Below are 25,417 nucleotides of genomic sequence, written 5' to 3'. Positions count from 1 at the left end.
AACTAATAACCAATAACTAATAACTCATAACTAATAACTAATAACCATGAACACTTTACCAGTTGTCTCAATTAAAAATCTCAATCATTCTTTTGGTGAAGGTCAACTTCGCAAACAAACCTTATTTGACATCAACTTAGAAATTTATCCCGGAGAAATCGTGCTGATGACGGGGCCTTCTGGATCTGGGAAAACAACATTGTTGACCTTAGTTGGAGCTTTGCGCTCCGTTCAAGAAGGTAGCCTGAAAATTCTCGGCCAAGAATTGCGGGGGACGAGAAAAAATAAATTAGTAGAAGTTCGACGCGACATCGGTTATATTTTCCAAGCTCATAACTTGCTCAAATGCTTGACAGCGCGCCAAAATGTGCAAATGTCCCTAGAACTGCACAACCATCTTTCCAACCAAGAAACTAATGATAAAATAGAAGGAATGCTGGAAGCTGTGGGGTTGGGAGAAAGAATAGATTATTACCCAGACAGTCTTTCCGGCGGACAAAAACAAAGAGTTGCGATCGCCCGCGCATTAGTTAGCCAGCCCAAATTAATCTTAGCCGACGAACCTACAGCAGCGCTAGACAGCAAATCCGGTCGAGATGTGGTGGAAATCATGCGAGGTTTAGCCAAAGAACAGCACAGTACCATCTTGCTCGTCACCCACGACAACCGGATCTTAGATATTGCCGATCGCATCATCCACATGGAAGACGGCTACCTCGCACAAGACACGGTGACGCCGGCTGCAACAAACATTCTTTCCGGCAAATAAAGTTAATTCAAATTCACTTATTTCCGAGAACTGGGACGCTTAACTCCTGTCTTAGTAGAACTCTTAGACGCACTTTTACTTGAACTCTTCGTCGCACCCTTAGTACCTTTTCCGCCCTTAACCGCCGCCAGTTGACTCTCATTCGCATTCGCAGGTCGGCCCGCAGGCGTTCTCGTAGTCCGAAAGGTAACATTTACCCCTTCATTCGACTGTTCCAGCACCAACATCGGCGTCGGCTTTGCTTTTTGATCCCACTCAATATGAACGATGCGACCTTGAATTGTCGGCTGCCAACTGTCGTGGTCGTCTGAAGGACTCAGATAAGTTTCCAAACAGTCAATAATTTGATTAATTGTCGCCGATGTTGCCTGAGTCGGCAGTTTCATCAGCTTAATTTGAATCCGAAACAGCACTCGCTTTTCTATTTTTACTGCGGGATCTCCAGTTTCGTATTCGATATCAAACATCGAATCTACTTGCCTGCCGCTGCCGGCATTCCCGTTTTTATCTCCCACTGCACCCTGAGTCGGACGCAGGGCAATACTAATTTTGTCTTTGACTTTTACCTTAATCTGGTTCACAATGGCAAAGTGAAAGACTTCTTCCGCCATCCGCATTCTCAGGTAGTCTAAATTAAAGTCTCGCGAGTGGATGAGGTCGGGATTTTTTTCCATCTTTGACAGGGTTTCCAGAGCCATTTTGTATTTTTTCTGGAGTTCTCGATTTCTAAACTCCTCAAATTTGAGCTTTTTGCTCAAATCGCCGAGTTTTAGCTTGGTAAACACCGCTAAACAGACAAGTAATAACAACAGTAATCCCGACCCTCCCATCAAGAGTTGGTCTGAGAATAAACCTCCCGGTTTCGCCTGTTTGGGTTTGGGAGAGGCTACTGCCAACCTTGGTTCTACAAGGATTATTTGGGTTGACATGGGCTTTTAAAGGGTAAAATTTGACGCTATATTTATACAAGGCCCCAGAGTAGAGCTAGCTGTTCGACCCGATCGAGCAATATTGACATTTTTCCACCACTATCTTTCTACCACTGAATTTCTACAACTAGAACAGGCACCCTCTAATTAATACTTTATCTTTAACTGCCAGCAGGTTTCCGAAATATCGGAGCATTGCGCGCTGGCAACGGCAAAAAAAATGGTGAATTGTCTGCGGTATATTATACCAATACATAAAAAGAATGTTGGTTCGGCGGGCTCCGTTTCTAGCAAAAGAAAAGTAATTACACATAAATTAATAGTAACTCTGGGAGCGAGCAGCGGAAAAGATTAAGGAGAACAACCCGATCGCTGGGACGATCGAGGGGCGGAGGTTGGGAGGGTGCTAATTGCTACTTTTCGATCGCTCCGCAGTGCAAGCCCACCGGGCGGCTTGCTGTGAGAGTCGAGCCCGGGTGCGATCGAAGAGTGTCTACTTAGCTAAGATTACAGCTAATACCACCCATATTCGATCGTGACCTACGAACCCCTGCACCACAAATATCGCCCTCAGACTTTTGCCGAATTAGTCGGTCAAGAGGCGATCGCCCAAACCCTCACCAGCGCCATCCTGCAAGATCGCATAGCACCAGCATATTTATTCACCGGCCCCAGAGGCACCGGTAAAACCTCCAGCGCCAGAATTTTCGCTAAATCCCTCAACTGTATTTCTACTAGCGCCCCCACCCCAACTCCCTGTGGCAAATGCAACGTTTGTCAAGAAATTGCCCGAGGTTCGACGCTAGATGTCATCGAAATTGACGCCGCCAGCAACACGGGAGTAGATAACATTCGGGATTTAATCGAACGAGCTCAATTTGCTCCCGTACAGTGCCGCTATAAAGTATATGTAATCGACGAGTGTTTGACCGGTGATTCTCAGGTAAAAACTAGCGAAGGTCTGATGCGGATCGACAATCCCAACATCAAAGGAAAACAAGTTCTCAGCTATAACGAAACTTCAGAAGTTTGGGAATTTAAAAAAGTTTTGAGGTGGTTAAACCGAGGGGAAAAACAAACACTGGTGATTAAAACCGCCAACCGAGAAATCAGATGTACTAGCAATCATCCAATCAGGACAGAACAGGGATGGATACGAGCAAAAGACGTAAAAGAAGGAGTGAAGATACTATCCCCTGTGAATGTGGGTGCGGCACCCTCATTCACAAAATTGGAACAGATGGACGCTTGCGGAGATTTGCCAGAGGACATCAATTTTACGGGAATACCTACGGACAAAAATCCTACGACTTTGCCTCTATTCTCGAACAGGCTCAAGCCATCCGACCTCTCTGTGCGTGTGGCTGTGGAGAACAACTCGAAATACCAGACTTTTTACAAAAAAAAGGCAAAGGGATTAAGAGTATTCAGTCTAATTGGCAGCGACATCCGTATAAAAAAGGACATGGACTTTGGGATGCAAGAACGGAAAAGTTCTTGGCAAATGCCGAAGTTTTGCAACCCGAAACACTCGGACTCATCTACGGAACATTGCTGGGAGACGGTTTTATCACCTACCCAAATAAATATAGCCGATTTCCAAGATTGGGCTGGACACACGGAGAAAAGCAGCGGGAATGGTTGGAATACAAAGCTTCTTGCCTTTCGACACTGCGACCAAAGTTACGAGTTACACCTAACCGAGGATACGGAAATATATCAGTCTGTTGCCACACAGTCTGCCATCCCCAACTTAGAGATGTCTTTGACGCTGTTAAACCCAACGGAAACGGAAAATACGTCACAATGGATTGGCTCGATCGCGTCACTCCAGAAGGACTTGCTTGGTGGTACATGGATGATGGCTCGCTCAGCATTTCCCCAGAAGGAAGTCCAAGCATCCAAATTCATACAGAAGGATATTCTAGGGCAGAAAATCAACTCCTTGCCAATTGGCTTACAGGTTTGGGATACCCAACAACCACTAAATTTTACAGAAGGTCTAACACCTGTAAAACCTACGACTACATACACATGGGTGCTGAAACCAGTAGAAAATGGGTATCAGACTTTAAAAAGTATTCAATCCCTTCAATGGATTACAAGTTTGGAGACAGTCGAATCTGTAAAAGTCGCTGGGGTCGAGAGAGTTTATGATATTGAAGTAGAAGACAATCACAATTTTGTCGCTAACGGTCTTCTGGTTCATAATTGCCATATGCTGAGCACCCAGGCATTCAACTCTCTACTCAAAACCTTAGAAGAACCGCCCGATCGCGTTGTATTCGTCCTCGCAACAACCGATCCACAAAGAGTCTTACCAACTATTATTTCTCGCTGCCAAAAGTTCGACTTCCGCCGCATCCCCCTCGATGCAATGATTGCTCACTTGCACAAAATTGCCCAATTAGAAAATATCAATATTGCCAGCGACGCAGTACAAATGGTCGCTCAAATCGCCCAAGGAGGTCTGCGAGATGCCGAAAGTTTGCTCGACCAACTAAGCTTATTTCAGGGTGAAGTAACAGTCGAAAAAGTTTGGGATTTAGTCGGCGCCGTACCCGAAAACGACTTAATGGATTTGCTGCAAGCTATTGATACAGATAACGCTACAGCATTAATAGACATGACCCGCCACCTCATGGATCGCGGTCGGGAACCGCTAATCGTGCTGCAAAGTCTCGCGAGCTTTTACCGAGATTTGCTAATAGCCCAAGCAGCCCCAAAACGGTCGGATTTAGTAGCTTTAACAGCCCAGACTTGGGAAAAACTTTGCAATTTTGCCCGCAAGTGGGATGCCGAGTTGATTTTGGCAGGTCAGAAACATTTGCAAACCCACGAAGTGCAAATTAAAAACACTACTCAGCCGCGTTTGTGGCTGGAAGTAACGCTGTTGGGATTATTGCCCTCAGCAATTAGAACTCCGCAGCAACCAACAGCCGAACCAGCGAAAAATATTGCTCCATCACAAATTCACCCCCCCCAACCCCCCCTTGCTAAGGGGGGGAGCCAGACATTGGATATTGAACAGCCTCCCGCTGCCAATTCGCAAAATCCTCCGCCTCAGCCGCCGCCTGTGGCTAATCGAACAGAAATCACACCTCCTGCACAAATTCCCGCACCTGTACCAACTGCTGAAACGAATCAAACAAATTATTCACAAACTAATTCAGCAGATGAAATCGATTTAAATCGAGTGTGGGAACAGGTAGTTGACCGCGTGCGGCCGCACGGCACTCAATCGCTGCTTCGCCAACACGGACTGCTAGTAATTTTTAGCAATAATACTGCTTATGTTAAGATTAGTTCGCAGCCGTTGCTGAATATGGTTAAAGACAAAGTAGCTAATATTGAAGAAGCTTTTTTGCAAGTTTTTAACCGTCGAGTAACAGTGAAAGTTGGATTGACAAATCCCGCTGAAACTAATAGTTCCCGCGCCAAGGATTTGCCCACTTCTAACGGACGTGTTGGCGAAACTCCTAGGAATTCTAATCCTGTGAGTGATGCGAATCAACAGGTGCAGCACTCACAGGATTCTGAGATTTTAGATAATTTTTCTAGGGAGGAGGGAGAAGAAGAAAAACACCCGCCAGCGGCTGAAAATACCGCCGTTAATGTGCCGGCAATTTCCGAAGTGCGATCGCCCACAAACGGCTCTACAAACTCTCATAATGACTCTAACGCTCAGGCTGTAGCGGTGCGTGATGACGCGCGAGATGTCGCAAATTCGGCTAGCAAGTTGGCTGATATGTTTGACGGGGAAGTATTCGATTTGTCGGATGACTTGGAGATTTGGGAGTCGGAAACTTTTAGATTGGAATCTGAACCGGATTTTCCCGAGTTATCTTCTGAGTTAGGTGAGGATGATTTTATAGATTGGTAAATCTATGCTGGCGGGAGCGAAATGTGCAAAATTTCGCCGATCGCACAAAATCCAGCGCGGGTGTAAACTCGGAATTCCTCCTCGTGTCCCGCCATCAGAAACGCCACCGCAACACCCGCGTCGAAAGCCTCTCGCAGCAGCCGGGCCGTCAAGGCCCCTGCTATGCCCCGCCGGCGAAAAGGGACGCGCACGCCGATACCGGCGATTTCTGTCGTCTGATTTCCCGGCACGGTACAGATTCCAGCCCCCGCAGGTTCGCCCGTTGCTGCTACGCGGGCGAGTACCGCGATGCTACCTGCTGCCAGACTTTTCCGAAGACTGTCAACGTCTTCAGGGCTTGGTGCAGCCTCTGTGAAAGCCTCGTGTTGCGCCGCGGCTGTACCGAGGATCTCGGCCTCGGAAACTGGCAAAATTAGTTCGATGTCCGGGGGGAGGGGAAGCAATTTCTCGGAACCCGGAGTGCAAGCCATCAGCGGCAAGCGTCCCTCAACGGTGAAACCTGCGGATATCAGCGTTTCTTCGACAGCAGGCGCTAGTTTTGCGACATACTCCAAACGCGGCTGTCGCCCGCGCTGAGAGTACGCAGCGATTAGGGCGTTGACATCGGCGAGCGAGGGTGCGGCGCCGTCGTCGGGAATTGCATAGTTCAGATAAGGGTTGGCGCTGTGGCGGCTGAAGGTAGCGAGGAACGGCCCGATCCGCTCGGTGTCGCGCTGCTGGCTGGCGGCAAAGCGCAGGTATTCTTGAATGCGAGATTCCATAAGCGGCTGTGCTGAAAACCTTGCTTTTAAGCTGACTCCGGTTTTGGTAGCGAAGACGGAAGTACCAACAGCTCGGCGGTCGATCGCTTCTCGACCATTTCCTTAGTAATCGTACACCGGGCAACATCCTTGCGCGACGGCAACTCGTACATCACATCCAACATCAATTCTTCGACAATTCCCCGCAGCGCCCGCGCTCCTGTTTTGCGGCGGTATGCTTCCTGGGCGATCGCCCGAATCGCATCCGGCTTAAACTCCAACTGCACGTTATCCATCTTCAGCAGCTTTTGATACTGCTTAACCAAAGCATTGCGCGGTTCAGTCAAAATCGCCATCAGCGTTTCCTCATCCAGCGGCTCTAACACCGCCGCCACCGGTACCCGCCCGATAAACTCAGGAATCATCCCAAACTTCACCAAATCATCCGGTTCCAGTTGCTTGAGAACGTCAGCAGCCCGCTTTTCCTTCGGCTGAGCTTCTCCGGGTTGAATAAAACCCATTGACTTTTTGCCCGTTCTCTGCTCTATCACTTTCTCAAGACCGACAAAAGCACCGCCGCAGATAAACATGATATTGCTGGTATCAATTTGGATGCAGTCTTGATAGGGATGCTTGCGGCCGCCTTGGGGAGGTACATTGGCGATCGTCCCCTCAAGCATTTTCAACAGCGCCTGCTGCACCCCTTCCCCAGACACATCCCGCGTAATCGAAGGGTTTTCGCTCTTGCGGGCAATTTTGTCAATTTCATCAATATAAATAATGCCGCGCTGCGCCTCTTCCACGTCCATATCTGCCACTTGCAGCAGCCGCAGCAAAATATTTTCCACATCTTCGCCGACATAGCCAGCTTCCGTCAGCGTCGTCGCGTCAGCCACCGCAAAGGGTACGTCCAGCATATCCGCCAACGTCTGAGCCAGCAGCGTTTTCCCGCAGCCCGTCGGCCCGATTAACAAAATATTCGATTTTTGCAGTTCTACTTCTTCCGGCGGGTGCTTGCCACTATTTTTGGCATGGATAAAGCTCAGGCGCTTGTAGTGGTTGTAAACTGCCACCGAGAGCACCTTTTTCGCCTCATCTTGCCCGATCGCGTTTTCGTCGAGGTAATTTTTAATTTCCCTCGGCTTCGGAATTTGGCTCAGCGACATACTTTTGCCCGAGGTAGCGCGGCGCTTTTGCGCCGTTTCCTGCTTCGGAGCCGCCGCTGCAGGCACTGCACTCGAATCAAACAACTCCTCATCTAAAATTTCATTGCACAAGTCCACGCATTCGTCGCAGATATACACCCCTGGGCCTGCGATCAACTTGCGTACTTGCTCTTGAGACTTGCCACAAAACGAACATTTTAGATGGGAGTCGTACTTAGACATAACAGCCTCTTATTTCAGTGGAGTGACATTCTCTCCCGCCGCCGGAAGGTTTTCCTTTTCGATAACTCGATCGACCAAACCGTAATTTTTGGCTTCCTCGGCTGACATAAAAAAGTCGCGCTCAGTATCAGCCTCTAATTTGTCGAGCGGTTGACCTGTGTGGTGCGCTAACAGTTCATTCAGCTTACGCTTATGATAAAGGATTTCTTTGGCTTGAATCTCAATATCAACTGCTTGACCTTGAGCTCCTCCAAGCGGCTGGTGGATCATAATCCGGGAACTCGGAAGAGACATCCGCTTGCCGGCTGCTCCTGCTGTCAGCAGAAATGCGCCCATACTCGCTGCCAAACCGTAACAAATCGTCACCACATCCGGGCGGATTTGCTGCATTGTGTCATAAATTGCCATTCCGGCCGTCACCGAGCCGCCGGGGGAATTAATGTACATTTGGACATCTTTTTCTGGGTCTTCGGCATCTAGATACAAAAGCTGAGCCACTATCGAGTCAGCAACTTCGTCGGTTACGGGAGTTCCTAAAAACACAATTCGCTCCCGCAGCAAGCGCGAGTAAATGTCAAAAGCCCGCTCGCCCATCCCCGACTGTTCTAGTACCATCGGCACTACATTGCTGGGGCTGGAACTGACATCAAAATCGTTATAGCTTGTAATTAGGTAATTGGAAGATTGAGATACAACCATAAGACACCAGTCAAGGATTTGAGACAATTTGCTGCTGCTGATGAAAGCTTTAAATTAAGCCGCCAGCTTTTAACTATTATGCCTCTTCTGAAGGGAGATGGGGGGAATGCGGAGTTTTGAGTTTTGAGAGTGCTTTCTGCGATCGGCGCAACGCTGGGGTGACTCGCAAGGCTCGCGGGGTGAATGAGTTAAAAGACTTATAGCGGTTCTCAGAAAGATCAGGTACGTAGTTGGGCTTCAGCCCAATAAGTCTGGGTGGTTATGTAAGCTGTCAGTCATACCTCATCTTTTTGAGAAAGGCTATACTTACAAATCATCGCTGCTTTTAGGAAGTGATGATTTATGAGTTTTGAGATTGCTTCGTGACTTTTCGGGCGTAGCACCGTCATTCGATTTTAGATTTTAGATTTTGGATTTTGGATTGACCCCACGGATAAATTCGGGGGCTTGAGGATTTTAGATTTGAGATTGTGGATTGATTCCACGGATAAATCGCGTGGCGGGTACCACCTTTGAAATTCGCTTGTCAGTGAGTTAAAAGACTTATTCGCAAATTATCTCTTCCCCTAGATAGTTTGGAGTTTTGAGTTAAAAGACTTATTTGCAAATTATCGCTTTCTGGTTCGGGCCGGTTTATTTTTGGGCAGACAGGACTAATGCCAACCAATCTGTTGGATCTATAGCTAAGGATAATATGGGCGGTGCGCGCCCGCAGCTTGTAGTTAAGCTGCGGGCGCGCACCGCGCACCCGCAGCTTGTAGTTGAGTTTTTGGAAGCGAAACCTCTGGTTCTACTCTTGGCCTACGACTTCCACTTCGACGCTTGTGGCTGCTTCTTCTCCTGAAACTTCAGCGTCTGATGCTTCTGATTCTTCTGCTGCGGGATTCAGAGAGCCTTCTGGTACGAGTTCGATCGTCCCTTTTTCTTCCAACCACTTCAGGGTTTTTTGTTTGAGCAAGTCTTCCCTGACAAATTCCTGCAACCTTTGGGGATCAAAATCTCCTTTGGGAAACTGCTTTCTGACTTTTGCTACTTCTGCTGCTACTTCTGCGTCTTCCACAGATAAGGATTCTAGCTTGGCTATTTCTGCCAGAGCTAGAGTCTGCTTGAGCCGATCGACTGCTTCCGGGCGCGAGCGTTCGCGCATCGGGCCCATATTTTCTTCGGTAAAGAGTTGGTTGATATCTATGCCGTAATTTTTCAATTGGAGGGCTTGTTGATTCAGCAAGTAATCAATTTCGCGATCGAGCATTGTTTCGGGAATTTCCACTTCTATTAGCTGCACGAGTGCTGCTGATATAGCTTTTTCCTTATTAGCTGATGTCTTGTTTTCTTGGTCTGCTTTAAACCGAGTTTCGAGGGACTCGCGCAGTTCTGCTAAAGTTTCAAACTCGCTGACTTCTTGGGCGAAATCGTCGTCCAACTCCGGCAATTCTTTTTCCTTAAGTTCTTTGAGGGTAATCGTAAAGACTGCCGGTTTTCCCGCTAATTCTTCACTGCTGTACTCCGGAGGGAACTGCACGGAAACTTCTCTAGTTTCTCCCGGATTCATTCCGATCATGCCTTGGATAAAGCCCGGTACAAACTGATTTTCCGACAGTTCTACTTGAAAGTCTTCTGCATCGCCGCCGGGAATTTCTGCGGGAGTTTCGCCTTCGGGTGCTTCCGCAAATCTACCGGAGAAATCAACCAAAGCCGTGTCTCCCAACTGAGCCGGCCGGCTTTCTACGGGGATTAAAGTAGCTTTGTCCGATCGATACTTTTCCAATACCTCATCTACCTGAGTCTCATCATACTTAGCTTCTTCTGCTTGAAGCTGCAAACCGGTGTACTGACCCATTTTCACTTCGGGTTCTACGTCAACCTTAGCCGAAAAAATCAGAGGCTGTTCTGGATCGAACTTAGCTAGTAATTCTTCAAACTCGGTGCGAAGTTCAAAACTGCCAATTGCCGGAATTTTTTCTTGTTCGAGGGCTTTTTGCAGCGAATCGTTAATCAAATTTTCCAAAGCCGTCGCCTTCAAGCGAGTCTGGCCTAGGCGCTGTAGCAAAACTTGGCGGGGAACTTTGCCTTTGCGGAACCCAGGAATATTGACCTCGCGAGCGAATTGTTTAATTACTTGCTCGTAAGCTTGTTTTGACTTTTCTGATGGAATTTCGATTTCCAGACCAATTTGGCTGGCTGGAAGTTTTTCCTGGGTTACTTTCATCGGCTTTTTTGATATTTAACAATAGTAATAAAATACATACAAATCTGACTTTGCCTGCATTTTAATTTTGTACGCTTTGACTCGTAACGGCACAACTACAAACACCTTTACCGGATGAGACTGTAAGTCGTTGCCGGCTACTTTTTTGGCTCTTGCCAAATAGTTTTGGTCTGAGGAAACTAGCTTTTGCTGCTAAGAATGTGGAGGTTAAGTCCACTAATTGCCGATGCACCATAGCACATATCGCTCTGTGATGTCAATCTTGCTGGCGGCAGCGATCGGTCAAAAGTCAATGGATGCGCCTGCTAAAATGCAGATATATCCCAAAACCTAACCGGATGCGGATTGGGCGCGGGCGATCCTCTTCAAGGGCTTCGCTAACGGCAAAAGATGCTAAACTTGTATTGGGTACGATCGCGCGTCGCAATTGGGAAGTCCGATCGCCCGTTTCAGTTAACTGCACCATTGCTATCCTCTCATGCTCCTGATATCGCATAACATTAATTAAGTTTGATATTGAGAATTGCAGTTATTTAAATTTTTGATTTGGATCGTTTAGACTCTAATTTGTGGAGGAAACTAATTTGTCTCAATCCTATCGAGTTGCCATTTTAGGAGCCACCGGCGCCGTCGGTGCCGAGTTGCTAGAACTCCTGCACAGCAGGAGTTTTCCGATTTCTAACTTGAAGCTGCTGGCTTCGGAACGTTCAGCAGGCACTACCTTGCCTTTTGGCGGCGAGATGCTGCCGGTCGAAGCAGTTTCGGCGCGATCGTTTGATAATGTAGATATAGTGCTCGCCTCCGCCGGTGGCTCTACTTCTAAATTTTGGGCTCCCAAAGCAGTAGCAGCCGGAGCAGTGGTAATTGACAATTCTAGCGCTTTCCGCATGGATGCGACCGTACCGCTAGTGGTTCCCGAAGTCAATCCCCAGGCGGCGGCAGCTCACCGAGGTATAATTGCTAATCCCAACTGCACGACGATTTTGATGGCAGTTGCTGTTTGGCCGCTTCACAAAGTTAGGCCGGTACAGCGCATAGTTGTAGCGACTTACCAGTCTGCCAGTGGCGCGGGCGCGAGGGCAATGGAGGAAATGAAAGCTCAAGCAAGAGCAATTTTGCAGGGGGAAACGCCCAAAACAGATATATTTCCCTACCCTCTAGCATTTAATTTGTTTCCGCACAACACCCCGATTAACGATTTGGGGTATTGTGAGGAAGAGATGAAAATGGTAAACGAAACTCGGAAGATATTTGGTACGGACGAGATTAAAATTACTGCAACTTGTGTCCGGGTTCCCGTACTGCGCGCTCATTCGGAAGCGATTAATCTAGAGTTTGCAGAGCCTTTTAGCCCGATCGAGGCCAGGGAAATCTTAAAGCAGGCAAGCGGGGTTAAGCTGGTAGAAGACTGGCAAGCAAATCATTTCCCGATGCCTGCCGAGGCCAGCGGTAAGGATGAGGTGTTAGTCGGCAGGATTCGCCAAGATATTTCTCACCCCTGCGGGTTGGAGATGTGGCTGTCGGGCGATCAAATCCGCAAAGGGGCAGCTTTAAATGCGGTGCAGATAGCTGAGTTGCTGGTAGACAAAGATTTGTTGCGAACCCAAGCGGCGGCGGCTTCTAATTAGGGGGAACCCTGGCAATTTGGAAATTGAAATTGGGGATTTTAGATAAACCTTTCATCTGAAATCAAAAATTTAAAATCAAACATCAACAGTCTAAAATCGGAGAAAGTGTGGTAAAGTTTGGACGGGTTCTGACTGCAATGATTACGCCGTTTAAGGAAGACGGCAGCGTTAACTATGCGGTAGCAGAACAATTGGCAGTTCATTTAGCCGATCGCGGTACGGATAGCTTGGTAGTGTGCGGAACTACTGGCGAGTCTCCCACTATGACCTGGGATGAAGAGTACGAATTATTTCAGGTGGTACAAAAGGCGGTGGCCGGTAAGGCGTTGGTAATCGCAGGAGCGGGATCTAATTCTACTTCAGAAGCAGTCGCAGCTACGAAAAAAGCAGCTAAACTAGGGTTAGATGGTTGTTTGCAGGTGGTTCCTTATTACAACAAGCCGCCGCAAGAAGGTTTGTACAATCATTTTCGGGCGATCGCGCAATCTGTTCCTGAATTGCCTATAATGTTATATAACATCCCCGGTCGCACCGGCCAAAATATGTTGCCGGAGACGGTGGCTCGATTGGCCGAAATCCCCAATATTGTGGCCGTAAAAGAAGCAAGTGGCAACTTGGATCAAGCAAGTCAAATTCGGTGCTTGACATCCCCTGAATTTGCCATTTATTCTGGAGATGATTCCCTAACTTTGCCGATGTTGGCGGTAGGAGGATCTGGTGTAGTTAGCGTAGCCAGCCATCTGGTAGGAGAACAACTGCAACAGATGATCGAAGCTTTCGAGACCGGTCAAGTTCAAGTCGCTACCCAGATTCACTTGCAACTTTTTGACCTGTTTAAAGCTCTTTTTCTCACCACAAATCCCATTCTGGTCAAGACAGCTCTTAAACTTCAAGGCTGGGATGTAGGTTCCACCCGTCTGCCCCTGTGCGATCCGCCCGTTGAGATGACTCAAAAGTTAAAGGACGTACTGAGCCAGCTAGCCGCAGTATCAGCTATCAAGAGGGGCGAGAACGAGTTTTCAGACAACTGAATATTGGTTGTGATAAGTCATTAGTTGTTAGTCATCAGTCATTAGTAATTAACTGTTAGTAATTAGCTAACAGTCAAAAATTCAAGACTGAGGATTAAAGACTGAAGGCAAAAGACAACTGACTGTACGGGATAGTAAAACCCGCTGGGGAGTTTTCCATAAATATTTGGAAAAATATTGCCCTACCAACGAACAGCAGACGACAGACGACAGACGACAGACGACAGACGACAGACAACAGACAACAGACAAATAACAAAAATAACTAACAAAGGATACGCATGATCAAAAATACAACTGCACCTGCTCTAAAAGTTATTCCCCTCGGCGGGCTGCACGAAATCGGTAAAAACACTTGTGTGTTCGAGTACGGCGACGAAATAATTCTTTTAGATGCAGGTTTAGCGTTCCCGACAGATGGAATGCACGGTGTAAATATTGTCCTCCCAGACATGACTTACCTGCGGGAAAACAGCCACAAAATTAAAGGTATGATCGTCACTCACGGTCACGAAGACCACATTGGCGGCATCCCCTATCACCTCAAACAATTTGAAATTCCGGTGATTTACGGGCCGCGTTTGGCGATGGCTTTGCTAGCCGGAAAATTGGAAGAAGCGGGAGTGTCTCACCGCACAGAATTGAGGACAGTTAGACCCCGCGACACGGTAAGAATTGGCAAGCATTTTTTAGTCGAATACATTCGCAACACTCACTCGATGGCCGACAGTTTCACGGTGGCAATTCACACTCCAGTGGGAATTTTGATCCATACCGGAGACTTTAAAATTGACCACACTCCTGTGGACGGCGAACATTTTGACTTGCAGAAACTGGCGGAGTACGGCGAAAAAGGCGTGCTGTGCTTGATCAGCGATTCTACTAACTCGGAAGTTCCCGGTTTTACTGCTTCAGAACGTTCGGTTGCTCCGAATTTAGACAGAATTATCGCTCAAGCAACGGGACGGGTAATGATCACGACTTTTGCTTCGTCGGTACACCGTTTGCAAATTGTTTTAGAATTGGCTAAGAAAAACAATCGGTATGTAGGAGTAGTTGGTCGATCGATGCTTAACGTCATCGCTCACTGCCGCAATCTCGGCTACATCAAATGCGAAGATAGTCTTTTCAAACCTCTCAAAGAAATCCGCAATTTACCCGATGACAAGGTTCTGATTTTAACCACAGGTTCCCAAGGCGAACCGATGGCGGCGATGACTCGCATTGCTAACGGCGAACATCACGAACTGAAGATCAGAAAAGGCGATACAGTCATATTCTCAGCTAACCCAATTCCGGGAAATACGATCGCAGTGGTAAACACGATCGATAAACTGATGATGCTGGGAGCAAACGTGGTTTACGGCCGCGACAAAGGCATTCACGTTTCGGGACACGGCTGTCAAGAAGACCAAAAGTTAATGATTAACATGACTCGTCCCAAGTTCTTCTTGCCGGTACACGGGGAACACCGGATGCTGGTTCAGCATTCCAAGACGGCTCAAAGCATGGGCATTCCCGCTAGCAATATGGTGATTATTGACAACGGCGATGTCGTAGAATTAACTGAAAATTCGATGCGACTTGGGGCTAAAGTGCCTTCAGGAATTGAATTAGTAGACTCTTCTCGATCGGGAGTTGTCAAAGCGAACGTCCTCAAAGAACGCCAGCAGTTGGCTGGAGATGGCGCCGTAACTGTAGCGGCGGCGTTGAACTGGGAAGGCAAGTTGGTTGCCAAACCAGAAGTCCACTTGAAAGGTGTAGTGACCTCAGCCGATCGCGAAGTTGTGATCAAATTAATCACTCAAACCATTGAAACAGTTTTGAGCGATCGCTGGTCAGAATTTGTAAAACCCGCAACTCCTGACTCACAAGTTGATGTTGACTGGGTAGGAGTTCAAACGCAAATAGAAAAAGCAATTGGGCGAGTGCTGCGCCGGGAACTGCAAAGCAATCCGATGCTGGTATTCCTGATGCAAATTCCTGAAGAAGCAGTGCGATCTGAAACTGTTCAAACATCTCAGCTTTCCATAGAAGCGCCTAAACTAGCATCATCAGTAGCATCACCAGTAGCAGCCCCAGTACCAGCCCCTGTGAATAAAGTAACAGGCCGCCGCCGTCCCCGGACTGCTGCAAAAGTAGCTTCCGTCGCCTCCTAGTTCGATCGTAATTTGCAACCGCAGATCGACGCAAATAAACGCAGATAGATTAAATTAAATCATTATCTGCGTTCATCTGTGTCGATCTGCCCCATCTGCAGTTCAAAAACAATCAGAGGAATTAAAACGGGAGCATCCCATTTTTGCTTTCAGATCGTGGACGGTTGCATCAGAATAATATATTTCGATGATATAGCAATCCTCGCATCAGCCGCCTCTCTCGAGCGAGACCAGAATCCTTGCAGTGCGAGCCAGAAAGCTCGCGTATAATGCAAGCAAATCATTTAGGATTGCTATATAGCGCGCTCACGTCGTCCATAGCGAACGGCATAGGTCGCGAGCGAGACGCTCGCACTCCTAAAAAACGGCTTTTTACCAAATTGGGATGCTCCCATTAAAACTTTGATTTGCAACTGCGGATAAACGCAAATGAACGCAGATAGATTCAATAACTATCTGCGTTCATCAGTGTTTATCTGCCTGCATCTGCGGTCACAAATCAACCACCAGCAACCGCCGGTACAATACTCACTTCATCGCCATCTTGAAGAGCAGTTTCTGTACCTTCCAAAAACCGGATGTCTTCACTGTTGACGTAGAAGTTGAGAAATCTGCGAGGTGTTCCTTGTTCGTCGCACAGGCTCTTTTTAATGCCGGGACAATTTGTTTCCAGCGATTCAATCAGTTCGGAAATATTGCCGCCGCCGCATTCTATTGTGGCTTGATTGTTGGTGAATTTTTGCAGGGGAGTGGGAATTAAAACTTTAACAGTCATTTTTTTAGTCCTTAGTCCTTAGTCAGTAGTCAGTAGTCAGTAGTCAGTTGTTAGTTGTTAGTTGTTAGTTGTCGGTTGTTAGTTGTCAGTTGTCGGTTGTCGATCCCAATAACCAATAACTAATAACTAATGACTAATAACTGTTAAACCGAAACTTGTTGCCATTCTAAACGTTCGAGTGTGCGGGCGCGCTCTAGGGCACGCTCGAAGGCTTCTATTTTTGGTTCGAGGGTGATGGGTTCGCCGATGTAACCTTGGACGGCTTCTTGGGTTTTTAAGCCGTTGCCGGTAATGTAGGCGACGGTAGTTTCGTCGGGGTCGATTTTACCTGCTTCTACGAGTTTCTTCAAGACTGCGATTGTCGTGCCGCCTGCGGTTTCTGTGAAAATGCCTTCGGTTTCTGCTAGGAGTTTCATGCCTTCGATGATTTCGGTGTCGCTGACGGATTCGATGTTGCCACCTGTTTTGCGGGCGATGTCGAGGGCGTACATACCGTCGGCTGGATTGCCGATCGCGATCGACTTAGCAATTGTATTCGGTTTCACCGGTTTGACGAAATCGCGGCCTTCGCGGAAGGCTTGGGCGATGGGGGAACAGCCGTCAGCTTGGGCGCCGCTGAATCTGACTTTCTTTTCATCCACTAAACCGACTTCGGTAAATTCTTGAAAACCTTTGTAAATTTTTGTGAACAAAGAGCCGGAAGCTAGGGGAGCGACGATGTGATCGGGCAATTGCCAGCCTAGCTGTTCGGCAACTTCGTACCCGAGGGTTTTCGAGCCTTCGGAGTAGTAGGGACGCAAGTTGATATTGACAAATCCCCAGCCGTGTGTATTGGCGACTTCGCAGCAGAGGCGGTTAACTTGGTCGTAGTTGCCGTGAACTGCCATGACAGTGGGATTGTAAATCAGAGTGCCTAGGACTTTGCCTGCTTCTAAGTCTGAGGGGATGAAGACTACGCAGTCGAGTCCGGCGTGGGCGGCGATCGCAGCCGTAGAGTTAGCTAAATTGCCGGTGCTGGCACAGGATACCGTTGTGAAACCCAATTCTCTCGCTCTGCTCAGGGCGACTGACACCACTCTGTCTTTAAAGCTGAGAGTGGGCATATTGACGGCATCGTTTTTAATATAAAGATTTTTTAGACCGAGGCGGCGCGCCAAGCGGTGGGATTTTAGTAGAGGAGTCATCCCCGTGCCGACATCGATGACGTTATCTGTAGCAACTGGTAAAAATGCGCGGTAGCGCCAGATCGAGTTGGGGCCGGCTTGGATGGTTTGGCGAGTGACGGTGCGGCGGATGGCGTCGTAGTCGTACTTGACTTCAAGCGGGCCAAAACAGCAATCGCAGACGTGCTTGGCTTGGAGTTCGTACTCTTCGCCGCATTCTTTACATTTGAGGGCTGTGAAGGTTGCTGCTGTGGATTGGGTTCTGGTTGCCTGGGTCATAGCTCAACTCTCTAGTTTTGCGATGTTTTCTTAGTCTTGTGCAAGATTAGCACGGTCAATTTACCCCGTCAACCATACCCGATTTTTTTAGTCGGGATTGATTTTTTAGTTAAACAGCGGTGTATTTAACTTTGATATTTGGGCGGGCGGGACGCCCAACCCCTACTCCCCACAAGGATTTGACTTGTTTTCAGGATCGGGCTGGGAATCCTGATTGTCAGGCCCGCACGCGAGCCCGATCGAACTCAAGGATGATTGGCCGACGGAATTGTTACAAAACTTAATAAATCTTTTTGGGGCTAACAATTGGGCAGTCGTGCGATCGAACACAACTACAAAACCTCGAATTTTTGATTAACTCAGATGTTGCAACATTCTCAAGAACAGGCAAGATGCCTGTGAAGCGAGAGATGAATTTTCTCGCTTCACAGGCCGAAAAGCCTGTTCATAAATAGCTTATTGAGAATGGTGCAACATTTCAGATTAACCAACTTAGCCTATCCACCGCTGACGGGGGGGATAAGTACAACTTCGTCGCCGTCTTGGAGGATGGTGTCGGGGGAGACGAATTCCAGGTTGATGCCGAAGCGGGTGCGCGATCGCCATTGTTCTAATTGAGGATATTGGGCGATCGAGCTTTCGAGCACTTGAGACACTGGGGTTTCGGGAGGAAGTTCTACTGTAAGTTCCGAAACGCCGTAGGCTTCACTGAAGGCGGCGAACAGTTTAACGGTGACGGTAATCGAAGAGTTTGACACGGCAGTTTAGTGCGATCGACAGTTTGGCAATTATCAACTACACCATACAATTAATTGGGAATTAGGCGCGCTGAGGCTTAAAATTGAAAGCGGCAATCTCTAGTTAAGTTTTACCCCATCCGGCAAAAATGACAGTTGATTGCAGCAAAAAGTCCGAACAGGATTGTATGCCGATCGCTCTCACCAACCGAGGGTTATAAGCCGTTGGCATCCACTTAGATGCAGCTAGCTAAGCTCTAGTTGGCTGCTGTTGATGCAACTGAGAGACTAATTTTTGACGTTGCGGTGTAAATACTTTACGGTAATTGTGGGATAGTACAAAAACCTCGCACTAAATTTAGCAGGCAACAACGCAGACAAGGCCCTGCCAACCGCTTATCTGACCACAAATCAGGTTTTAAAATGCGGCTTGGATTTTCCAAACCTTTCTCCTGCAAAGCAAGTATGCCGTTTTATCTAAGAATAATTCGGAAATAATTAACGCGATCGAGATATATATGGCAAATAATGATTTTAAAGTGCTTCAAATTATTGAAGCTAAAGGCTGGTATGCCTTTGGGAGTACGAAGCAAAACCAGCACGTTGAGAGGTGGGTAAGACCTGTCGTGTGTTGGGTTTTAATAGAAGATAAGAAAAAGCGGCGGATTGTGACTGCTACCGCTAGCTATCAGATCGAGATTGACGACAAAGAAGTCGAGTTTTTTGCCCACGAAAGCGAAATTCAAGATATGGAGAGTCTCCCGAAGTCTGTCTCGGTATCGGAATTTCTGAAAACAGAAGATTGAGAGAAGGGCAAAAGGAGATCGTTTAACAAGTTATTAATTATTCCTTAGTGCTTCCTTAAACTTGCTGTCGGATTCTATTTCAATTAGAAGCAGAAGCTCTAGATTGGGGAGAGGGGCAGATGCGGACAGGGGGAGAATTTATATTTTTGCCTTGCCTTTTGCATCTTGTGCCGAATGCCTGAAGTAGCCCAAAAAATAAAGAGGTCGGAAGATTGCAGGCAATGCCAACACGCTTCCGACCTTGCTGAATAACAGGGTATGCATATGTTTTTAAAGTATGGCAGCCAGGCTTTTGAGATATCAAGAGGACTATTGCAATCACCCACTTTTGCTTTCAGGATGTGTTTGCAAGGCTCCTAATATTTTAGACTGAAAATTTGAAAATTGAGAGGGGTGAGGGTTACAGGTTAAGGATTCTAGCTGTTTATCTGTAGCGGGTGCTACAAAAAATGGTGGCATTCGCGGACGATCGCACCTTCTCCCTAAATTGTTTGCACTCAAAGCTGAAAGTTCGATCGTCCGCTGCAACTGCTGCGACTTTAAACCCCAGTAGCGACAGGTTCCGGCCTCTGCTGCCGCATCCGCCGCCCCAGCAGGGCCATCCGCACGCCGCCGGCCGGCCCTAAAGTCACCCCTCGGCGTTTTGCCTGTACGGGCTTTTTCTCGGCCAATACTAGGTCAAAATTCCGCAAAATGGTTCCCAGCACCAGTTTCATCTCCAACTGCGCCAGCGCCAAGCCGATACAGCGGCGGCTGCCGCCCCCAAAGGGCAAATATTCGTAAGGCGAGAATTGCCTCTCCAAAAACCGTTCCGGTTTAAATTGCAGCGGTTCTGGATACAAATCTTCCCGTCTGTGGGTCAAATAAATCGAGCCGAAAACAACCGTACCCGGTTCGAGTTGATGTCCCATCAGTTCCACTGGCTGACGCACTACTCGCGGAAACGTCAGCATTCCCACCGGGTAAATTCGCAGCGTCTCCTGACAAACTGCACTCAGATAAGGCAAGCGGGAAATCTCCATCGGGTCGGGATTTTCCCCCAAACTGTCCAATTCTTGCAGCAACTTCTGGCGCACCGAGGGCAAACTGTGAATCCAGTAAAATGCCCAAGCTAGGGCCGTTGCTGTGGTTTCGTGGCCTGCAAACAGCAGCGTCATCAACTCGTCGCGCAATTCGACCTTCGTCATCGGTTGCCCGTTTTCGTCGCGCGCGGCCATCATTAAGCTGAGAATATCGGTGCGGTTTTCGTCTGGTTGCAGTCTGCGTTCGGCAATTTCCGCGTCCATCAGTTCGTTAATTTTTCGCTGCTGCTGTTTCATCCGTCCCCAAGGACTCCAAGATCCCCAATCTTGCTGCATCCAAGGCAGAAATAGCATACTCGATCGCAAAGGAGAGTCGATCGTATCAATAATCGCAGCCAGCAGCGGGGACAGTTGCTGCAACCGCGGGCCGTCATCCAGACCGAAGACAGCTTGCAAAATTACCCGCATGGTGACTTCCTGCATAGCGGTGCGGGCCACAAAAGGTCGATCGACCGACCATTTACTGGCGACATCAGCAGCGATATCGCAAATTTGTTGACCGTAATTCCGCATCCGTTCCCCGTGAAAGGGCGGCATCAATAATTGGCGGTCGCGTTTGTGCTTTTCTCCAGAGATCACAATCATGGATTGTTCTCCCAGCAAGGGTTTGAGAATACCGTTGATATCGCCTGGAGCGTCAAAAGCTTTGCTGTTGAGCATTTGCTCGATCGCTTGCGAGTTGTGAATCATCACAAATGGTTTGAGGTTGCTCCATCGAGCGGTGAAAATCTCCCCGTACTTTTTGGCACATACATCCAGGTATGTCAGCGGATCGGCAATCCATTGAATTAGCTGCACGAAGCGGGGGTTTTTGGGGCCGTCAGGTAGTGTCATAGAAATTGTGGTTGTCGTAGGACTTGAGGAACATCAATACTCTTAGGCGCAAAAACCGGGTTTTTCTAGGAAAAAACATCGCGCTTTGCGATCGGCCTTGGTTAGAAAAACCCGGTTTCTGGAGTTTTTGTGCGTAAGTCGCGATCGACAACAATCAAAGGCTTTGAACGTTTATTCAAAGTCTCCGAACTCCGCTTTTTTAAGCGGAAATTGGGTAAGTCCTATCTTCAATAATTTTAATAGATTATTCTCGAACGGTGTTCAAAATATCCTCTCCAAGCTCTGTAAAACGCACAGTTTTGATTTGCCAAGGAGCATAACTGGTTAAAGTTTGGCGCACGCCCCCGAACAAACCTAACATCTGACAACTCGACAGATTTTGCAATTTCTGGCGGGAAGTCCCGGAGGCTCGCAGATCCACGGTAGCTATTCCGAGGTCGCGATCGATCTTGAGGCGATAACCAGCCAAACCAAGACTATCGAAAATCTGCTGCTTTAACACTTCATTAACCGCCGATGACATTAACTGGTTCTCTGGGCCAGTAACTGTTTCCGGCTTCAGAGTTTGACACAGATTGTCTACCTTATAAACCCTAACGGTGACAGTATTCTCTGAGACTGCCGCACTGCCTAAAACTGACGCAACAGAGTTAGAAGGCTGCGTTAATTGACTCGATCGAGCCTCAATTTGATTTCCCGTTAGCTGTAGGTGTTGGAACTGACGGGCGCTTGCTGGGAGTCGGCTCTGGTTTTCGGTCGAGGTAGCTGCATCTGAGCTAGAACAACTGCTACCGCCCATCAAAATTAACCACACGCCTAAATATCCGAACTGTTTGCAGATACGATTCATAGTTTTTAATACTCTACTAAATGTCAGTGTATGGAGGGTGAATTTTGGTGGTAGAAAGCACTTAATCCCTGATTACACTCACTTAGAAGTATTTCCCGCAGTACGGAGATGAAAACAAGTTAAGAGTTCTTGTTAATACCTTGATTTTAGTGTTAGATAAACTATGAGGGGTTTTACCCCCTCATAGGTGCAACCCTACAGTCTTCGTATCTCAGCAGATCGAGCTCGCGACTCAGCTCGCAAGTGATATCAAATACCTTGTCAGTGGTGTGATGTACCGTTCCAACTCGAGCCGTCCCAAGGTCTGAGGTGAAAAGCCTCTTTCCGGTTGGTAAAAGCCTGAGTTTGATTAGTAGTAATCAGGACAGAATTCAGACTGGCGCGCGTATTTTAAGCTCGCCTTTGGCGCGGTTTTTGAACGGCGTCGAAAGCGCGGTTAGAGGGAATGCGCCAGTCGCGAACAATATCAAAACTTACGCATCAAGAGCGAAGAAACCGGGTTTTTTAACCAGGCATAAGGGCTGCAACGAAGTGTTTTCGTAAAAAAACTGGTTTCTGGTCAATCGATTTGAGATTTGAGATTTGAGATTTGAGATTTGAGATTTGAAGCATTCACCCCACGAATAAATTCGGGGGCTCCTCGATCGGATACAGGTTTTTTATTTCTGGACGGATGAATCCGGGGGCTTATATCCTGGATGCTTTCGGTCAAGTCGCGAATAACATTATTCCGAAGTCAGCGGATCTTTCACGAACAGGCGTGTCAAGAGGGTTATCGCAGCATTCGGTGATTTTTGTCCCGAATCCTCTAAAAAAGAGTCAAAATATCATGAAACAGCAATTATTGACAAAAGTTTTGGTGGCAACAGCGATCGGCCTCAGCGGCCTGACGGTTGCTTCTCAACCGAGTTACGGTCGGCGAGCACCGGGGGAAAGTGGATTTCGGTGCAGCACCTCGACCGGTGCGCCGGTGACGGTGTACCAAAACCCTCAAGGTGCCGTAGAGCCTTGGATTGAGTGGACTTCGGATTATTTCTCCGGTTCTGGCTACAATCCGGCAACTCGGTGCCAATTAGTCAGCCAACGCCTCGAAACCTATCGCCGCCAACGGGTGCTCAAGTACATTACTGCAGGCCAGATGAACGGCCAGAACGTCATCTGCACGGCGAATCAAGTCAATGGGCTGTGTCAAAATTTGATTTATACCCTCAGACCCGGCCAAGACCCGATCGGCTCTTTGTATAATTTGTTGGCTTGGCGCCAAGGATATGTCGGGATGCCGTCTTTTGATGAAACCAGTAAAATTCCTTACATTGATGTCAGGGAAAAACTAGGGGAAAACACTGCCGATGGGGCGCAGCAGCCCCCTTTTTCCCCGCCGTCCGAACTGCCTTAAGGATTGGCGAATTTTCCATCCCATCGCCAATTCCAAGGGTTGAGGTGGAAAACTTGGCGCGTCAAACAGCGGTACGCATCCAGACGGGGAAATCTTCTGGTTCTGGGACGATCGTCCGGCGGCAGGGGCAAACCTATACGGTGCTGACTAATTGGCACGTTGTGGCTTTCAACAGGGGCGATCGGACAATTGTCACAGGCGACGGCCTGATTCACCGATCGCTGGGAGTTCCGAAGCGGCTGGGCGATACCGATCTGGCGATCGCTCTGTTTCGCAGCGCGATCGAGTATAAAGTAGCACCGATCGGCGCCTCGCCGGCAGCGGTCGGAGAGCCGCTGCTGGCGGCCGGATTCCCTGCGGGTGCTGAGGTGTTGACTGTAGCGCGGGGGTTCGTAGAACTGCTGCTGTCGAAATCTTTACCTCAAGGCTATAGCTTGGGCTATACAAATGAGGTTAAAATCGGCATGAGCGGCGGCCCGATTTTTAATGCCAAAGGTTTTTTGGTTGGGATTAACGGTCGAGGCAAGTATCGAGAACCCGATTTTGGCGTCTATGCTTTTGAAGATGGAAGCGAACCGACGCCAGAATTATTGGAAAAAATGGTTAAATCCAGTTGGGGAATTCCTATCAGTATATATTTGCAGTTTGTCTCGTCCGATCTAGGAGTTAGCGATGAATTCGTGGGGTTTGCGGTTTGACGCGCTGACAGTCATCTTGACAGGTGCATTAACGGTGACGGCGGTTGTTGGCCAACAATATGCTGCTTGTGCCAAAACAGCCCAAGAAATTGCCCAGCTAGCGATGTTCACAACGGTGGAAGTCAATAATACGCTGGGTTTTTCTACTAGCGGCTCAGGAGTAATTATTGCTAAACAGGGCAATATTTACACTGTTCTGACGGCGAATCACGTAGTGGCAAGCCTCGCCCAAGAATACAGCATTCGCACTCATTTAGAAAAAGATTATACTGCCATCAGAATACAGCGACTGCCGAAAAACGACCGGGATATAGACTTAGCTTTGATACAGTTTCAGAGCCGAGAACAGTATCCAGTAGCCCCAATGGGCGAGTCGGAACGTGCTGTTGTCGGTTCTACTATTTACGTTGCTGGCTATCCGCTGCCCATTGCCTTTGGATCTGAAAGAAAACTGGAGTTTACTGGTGGTATTGTCTCTTCTCGCCTCGGCAGCGCATCATCGGGGTACGGACTGCGCTATCAAGCTGTGACAAGGCGCGGTATGAGCGGCGGGCCTGTATTTGATGCTGATGGGAGAGTTGTGGGAATTCACGGCCAGGGAGATACTGTCGGCACGGTGATCGGCCAGTGGAACGGTCAGATAGAGGAGATTAAAACCGGGTTGAATGCAGCAATCCCGATCGATGCTTTTACGGTGTTGCTGTCACAAACTAAGCCTAGCGGGTTTGATATTCTCAGCAATATTTCTATCAGCCGCGCCTCTAGCCAAAGCCAACCGAACCTCAGTCAAGGGGGCTTTGTGTGCGATACCTCGACGGGCGATCCGGTGACTGTATATCAAAATCCGCAAGGGTTCAGGGAGCCTTGGATTCGCTGGAATTCTAATTTCTTTTCTAGTTCTGGTTACGATCCTCTGACTCGCTGCAAACAAGTGACTCAGCGCCTGGAAAATTACAGCCGCAACCAACAGCTAAATTATGTAACTGTCGGTATAGTCAACAATCAGAAAGCTATTTGCACGAGCAGTCGCGTTAACGGGCCTTGCGAAGGTTTGATCTACACCCTCCGCCGCGATCAAGATCCTGCTCCTGCACTCAGCAGTTTTTTTGTTTGGCTGACTAATCAAAAGGCTAGACCTTCTCTTTTTGAAAGCAGCACTGTGATTTATATTAATGTCGGGGAACGGCTGGGGTTAGATATTAGCAAACCCTAATTGGTACTGGGCAATGATTTTTTTTTGCGGAATTGCTCCGATTGTATTGTTGAAATACGGGGCGCTCTCACCTTCAAGTTTGAGATATTTTAATTATTTATCATTCGATATAGCAGAAGTGATGATTTTTTGCAACAAGAAAGCTATAA

Annotated in this window: 20 protein-coding genes; 9 read left to right on the top strand and 11 right to left on the bottom strand. The window is 47.9% G+C overall.

All coding sequences use genetic code 11. The features are described 5' to 3' along the window. Positions 1 to 46 precede the first annotated feature (46 nt). Positions 47 to 769, top strand: a complete 723-nt coding sequence (locus QUA56_RS07090) for a DevA family ABC transporter ATP-binding protein (protein WP_333355033.1) — start codon at positions 47 to 49, stop codon at positions 767 to 769. Between the two features lie 17 nt (positions 770 to 786). Here QUA56_RS07090 and QUA56_RS07085 read toward each other — a convergent pair whose 3' ends face one another. Beyond that, entirely contained in the window at positions 787 to 1,698 is a 912-nt protein-coding gene (locus QUA56_RS07085; protein WP_333355030.1) for a hypothetical protein, read from the bottom strand. Positions 1,699 to 2,233: 535 nt separating this feature from the next. Here QUA56_RS07085 and dnaX point away from each other — a divergent pair. After that, a complete protein-coding gene (dnaX, locus tag QUA56_RS07080; RefSeq protein ID WP_333355028.1) occupies positions 2,234 to 5,581 on the top strand; it encodes a DNA polymerase III subunit gamma/tau in 3,348 nt (1,115 codons plus the stop codon). A gap of 2 nt (positions 5,582 to 5,583) precedes the next feature. Here the strand turns inward: dnaX and QUA56_RS07075 are convergent, their stop codons facing one another. From QUA56_RS07075 to QUA56_RS07055, 5 genes are all read right to left on the bottom strand, one after another. Then, complete coding sequence (locus QUA56_RS07075) at positions 5,584 to 6,342, bottom strand: GNAT family N-acetyltransferase (protein WP_333355025.1); 759 nt, start codon at positions 6,340 to 6,342, stop codon at positions 5,584 to 5,586. 26 nt (positions 6,343 to 6,368) lie between these two features. Beyond that, a complete protein-coding gene (gene clpX / locus QUA56_RS07070) occupies positions 6,369 to 7,709 on the bottom strand; it encodes an ATP-dependent protease ATP-binding subunit ClpX (protein WP_333355022.1) in 1,341 nt (446 codons plus the stop codon). A 9-nt stretch (positions 7,710 to 7,718) separates the two neighbouring features. Then, positions 7,719 to 8,408 carry an ATP-dependent Clp endopeptidase proteolytic subunit ClpP gene (clpP, locus tag QUA56_RS07065; protein ID WP_333355020.1) on the bottom strand — a complete coding sequence of 230 codons (690 nt, stop codon included), beginning with the start codon at positions 8,406 to 8,408 and terminating at the stop codon, positions 7,719 to 7,721. Positions 8,409 to 9,198: 790 nt separating this feature from the next. Next, the gene (gene tig, locus QUA56_RS07060; RefSeq protein ID WP_333355017.1) at positions 9,199 to 10,617 is read right to left on the bottom strand and encodes a trigger factor; all 1,419 of its coding nucleotides are present in this window, start codon (positions 10,615 to 10,617) and stop codon (positions 9,199 to 9,201) included. Positions 10,618 to 10,906: 289 nt separating this feature from the next. Further along, positions 10,907 to 11,083, bottom strand: a complete 177-nt coding sequence (locus tag QUA56_RS07055) for a hypothetical protein (RefSeq protein WP_333355016.1) — start codon at positions 11,081 to 11,083, stop codon at positions 10,907 to 10,909. Positions 11,084 to 11,201: 118 nt separating this feature from the next. Here QUA56_RS07055 and QUA56_RS07050 point away from each other — a divergent pair, with 118 nt between their 5' ends. From QUA56_RS07050 to QUA56_RS07040, 3 genes are all read left to right on the top strand, one after another. After that, positions 11,202 to 12,245 (top strand): aspartate-semialdehyde dehydrogenase, encoded by a 1,044-nt coding sequence (locus QUA56_RS07050; protein ID WP_333355013.1) that lies wholly within the window; start codon positions 11,202 to 11,204, stop codon positions 12,243 to 12,245. Between the two features lie 107 nt (positions 12,246 to 12,352). Beyond that, positions 12,353 to 13,276 carry a 4-hydroxy-tetrahydrodipicolinate synthase gene (gene dapA / locus QUA56_RS07045; protein WP_333355010.1) on the top strand — a complete coding sequence of 308 codons (924 nt, stop codon included), beginning with the start codon at positions 12,353 to 12,355 and terminating at the stop codon, positions 13,274 to 13,276. Positions 13,277 to 13,557: 281 nt separating this feature from the next. Next, entirely contained in the window at positions 13,558 to 15,435 is a 1,878-nt protein-coding gene (locus tag QUA56_RS07040) for a ribonuclease J (RefSeq protein WP_333355006.1), read from the top strand. A 499-nt stretch (positions 15,436 to 15,934) separates the two neighbouring features. On the opposite strand, the gene QUA56_RS07035 is transcribed toward QUA56_RS07040, so the two are convergent. From QUA56_RS07035 to QUA56_RS07025, 3 genes are all read right to left on the bottom strand, one after another. After that, a complete protein-coding gene (locus QUA56_RS07035; protein ID WP_333355004.1) occupies positions 15,935 to 16,210 on the bottom strand; it encodes a MoaD/ThiS family protein in 276 nt (91 codons plus the stop codon). Positions 16,211 to 16,353: 143 nt separating this feature from the next. Further along, positions 16,354 to 17,652, bottom strand: coding sequence for a threonine synthase (gene thrC / locus QUA56_RS07030; protein ID WP_172188037.1), 1,299 nt, complete (start codon positions 17,650 to 17,652; stop codon positions 16,354 to 16,356). Between the two features lie 497 nt (positions 17,653 to 18,149). After that, positions 18,150 to 18,410 carry a MoaD/ThiS family protein gene (locus QUA56_RS07025; RefSeq protein ID WP_333355001.1) on the bottom strand — a complete coding sequence of 87 codons (261 nt, stop codon included), beginning with the start codon at positions 18,408 to 18,410 and terminating at the stop codon, positions 18,150 to 18,152. A 497-nt stretch (positions 18,411 to 18,907) separates the two neighbouring features. On the opposite strand from QUA56_RS07025, the gene QUA56_RS07020 reads away from it, so the two are divergent. After that, entirely contained in the window at positions 18,908 to 19,195 is a 288-nt protein-coding gene (locus tag QUA56_RS07020) for a hypothetical protein (RefSeq protein ID WP_333354999.1), read from the top strand. Positions 19,196 to 19,734: 539 nt separating this feature from the next. On the opposite strand, the gene QUA56_RS07015 is transcribed toward QUA56_RS07020, so the two are convergent. Next, positions 19,735 to 21,111, bottom strand: a complete 1,377-nt coding sequence (locus QUA56_RS07015) for a cytochrome P450 (RefSeq protein WP_333354996.1) — start codon at positions 21,109 to 21,111, stop codon at positions 19,735 to 19,737. A 244-nt stretch (positions 21,112 to 21,355) separates the two neighbouring features. Next, positions 21,356 to 21,961: a hypothetical protein gene (locus QUA56_RS07010; RefSeq protein WP_333354993.1), complete on the bottom strand. Its 606-nt coding sequence runs from the start codon at positions 21,959 to 21,961 to the stop codon at positions 21,356 to 21,358. 829 nt (positions 21,962 to 22,790) lie between these two features. Here QUA56_RS07010 and QUA56_RS07005 point away from each other — a divergent pair. Genes QUA56_RS07005 through QUA56_RS06995 form a run of 3 tightly spaced genes read left to right on the top strand, consistent with a single transcriptional unit; the run spans position 22,791 to position 25,268 of the window. Next, the gene (locus QUA56_RS07005; RefSeq protein WP_333354989.1) at positions 22,791 to 23,357 is read left to right on the top strand and encodes a COP23 domain-containing protein; all 567 of its coding nucleotides are present in this window, start codon (positions 22,791 to 22,793) and stop codon (positions 23,355 to 23,357) included. 44 nt (positions 23,358 to 23,401) lie between these two features. Beyond that, on the top strand, positions 23,402 to 24,055 hold the full coding sequence (locus QUA56_RS07000) for a serine protease (protein WP_333354986.1): 654 nt from the start codon (positions 23,402 to 23,404) through the stop codon (positions 24,053 to 24,055). Next, a complete protein-coding gene (locus QUA56_RS06995) occupies positions 24,030 to 25,268 on the top strand; it encodes a COP23 domain-containing protein (protein WP_333354983.1) in 1,239 nt (412 codons plus the stop codon). Before QUA56_RS07000 ends, QUA56_RS06995 begins: the two co-directional genes overlap by 26 nt. Positions 25,269 to 25,417 lie beyond the last annotated feature (149 nt).

Origin of the sequence: Microcoleus sp. N3A4, assembly GCF_036701805.1 — a bacterium.
Taxonomy (GTDB): Bacteria; Cyanobacteriota; Cyanobacteriia; order Cyanobacteriales; family Microcoleaceae; genus Microcoleus.
Note: the sequence above shows the minus strand (reverse complement) of the source record. Positions and strands in the feature narration are given on the sequence as shown.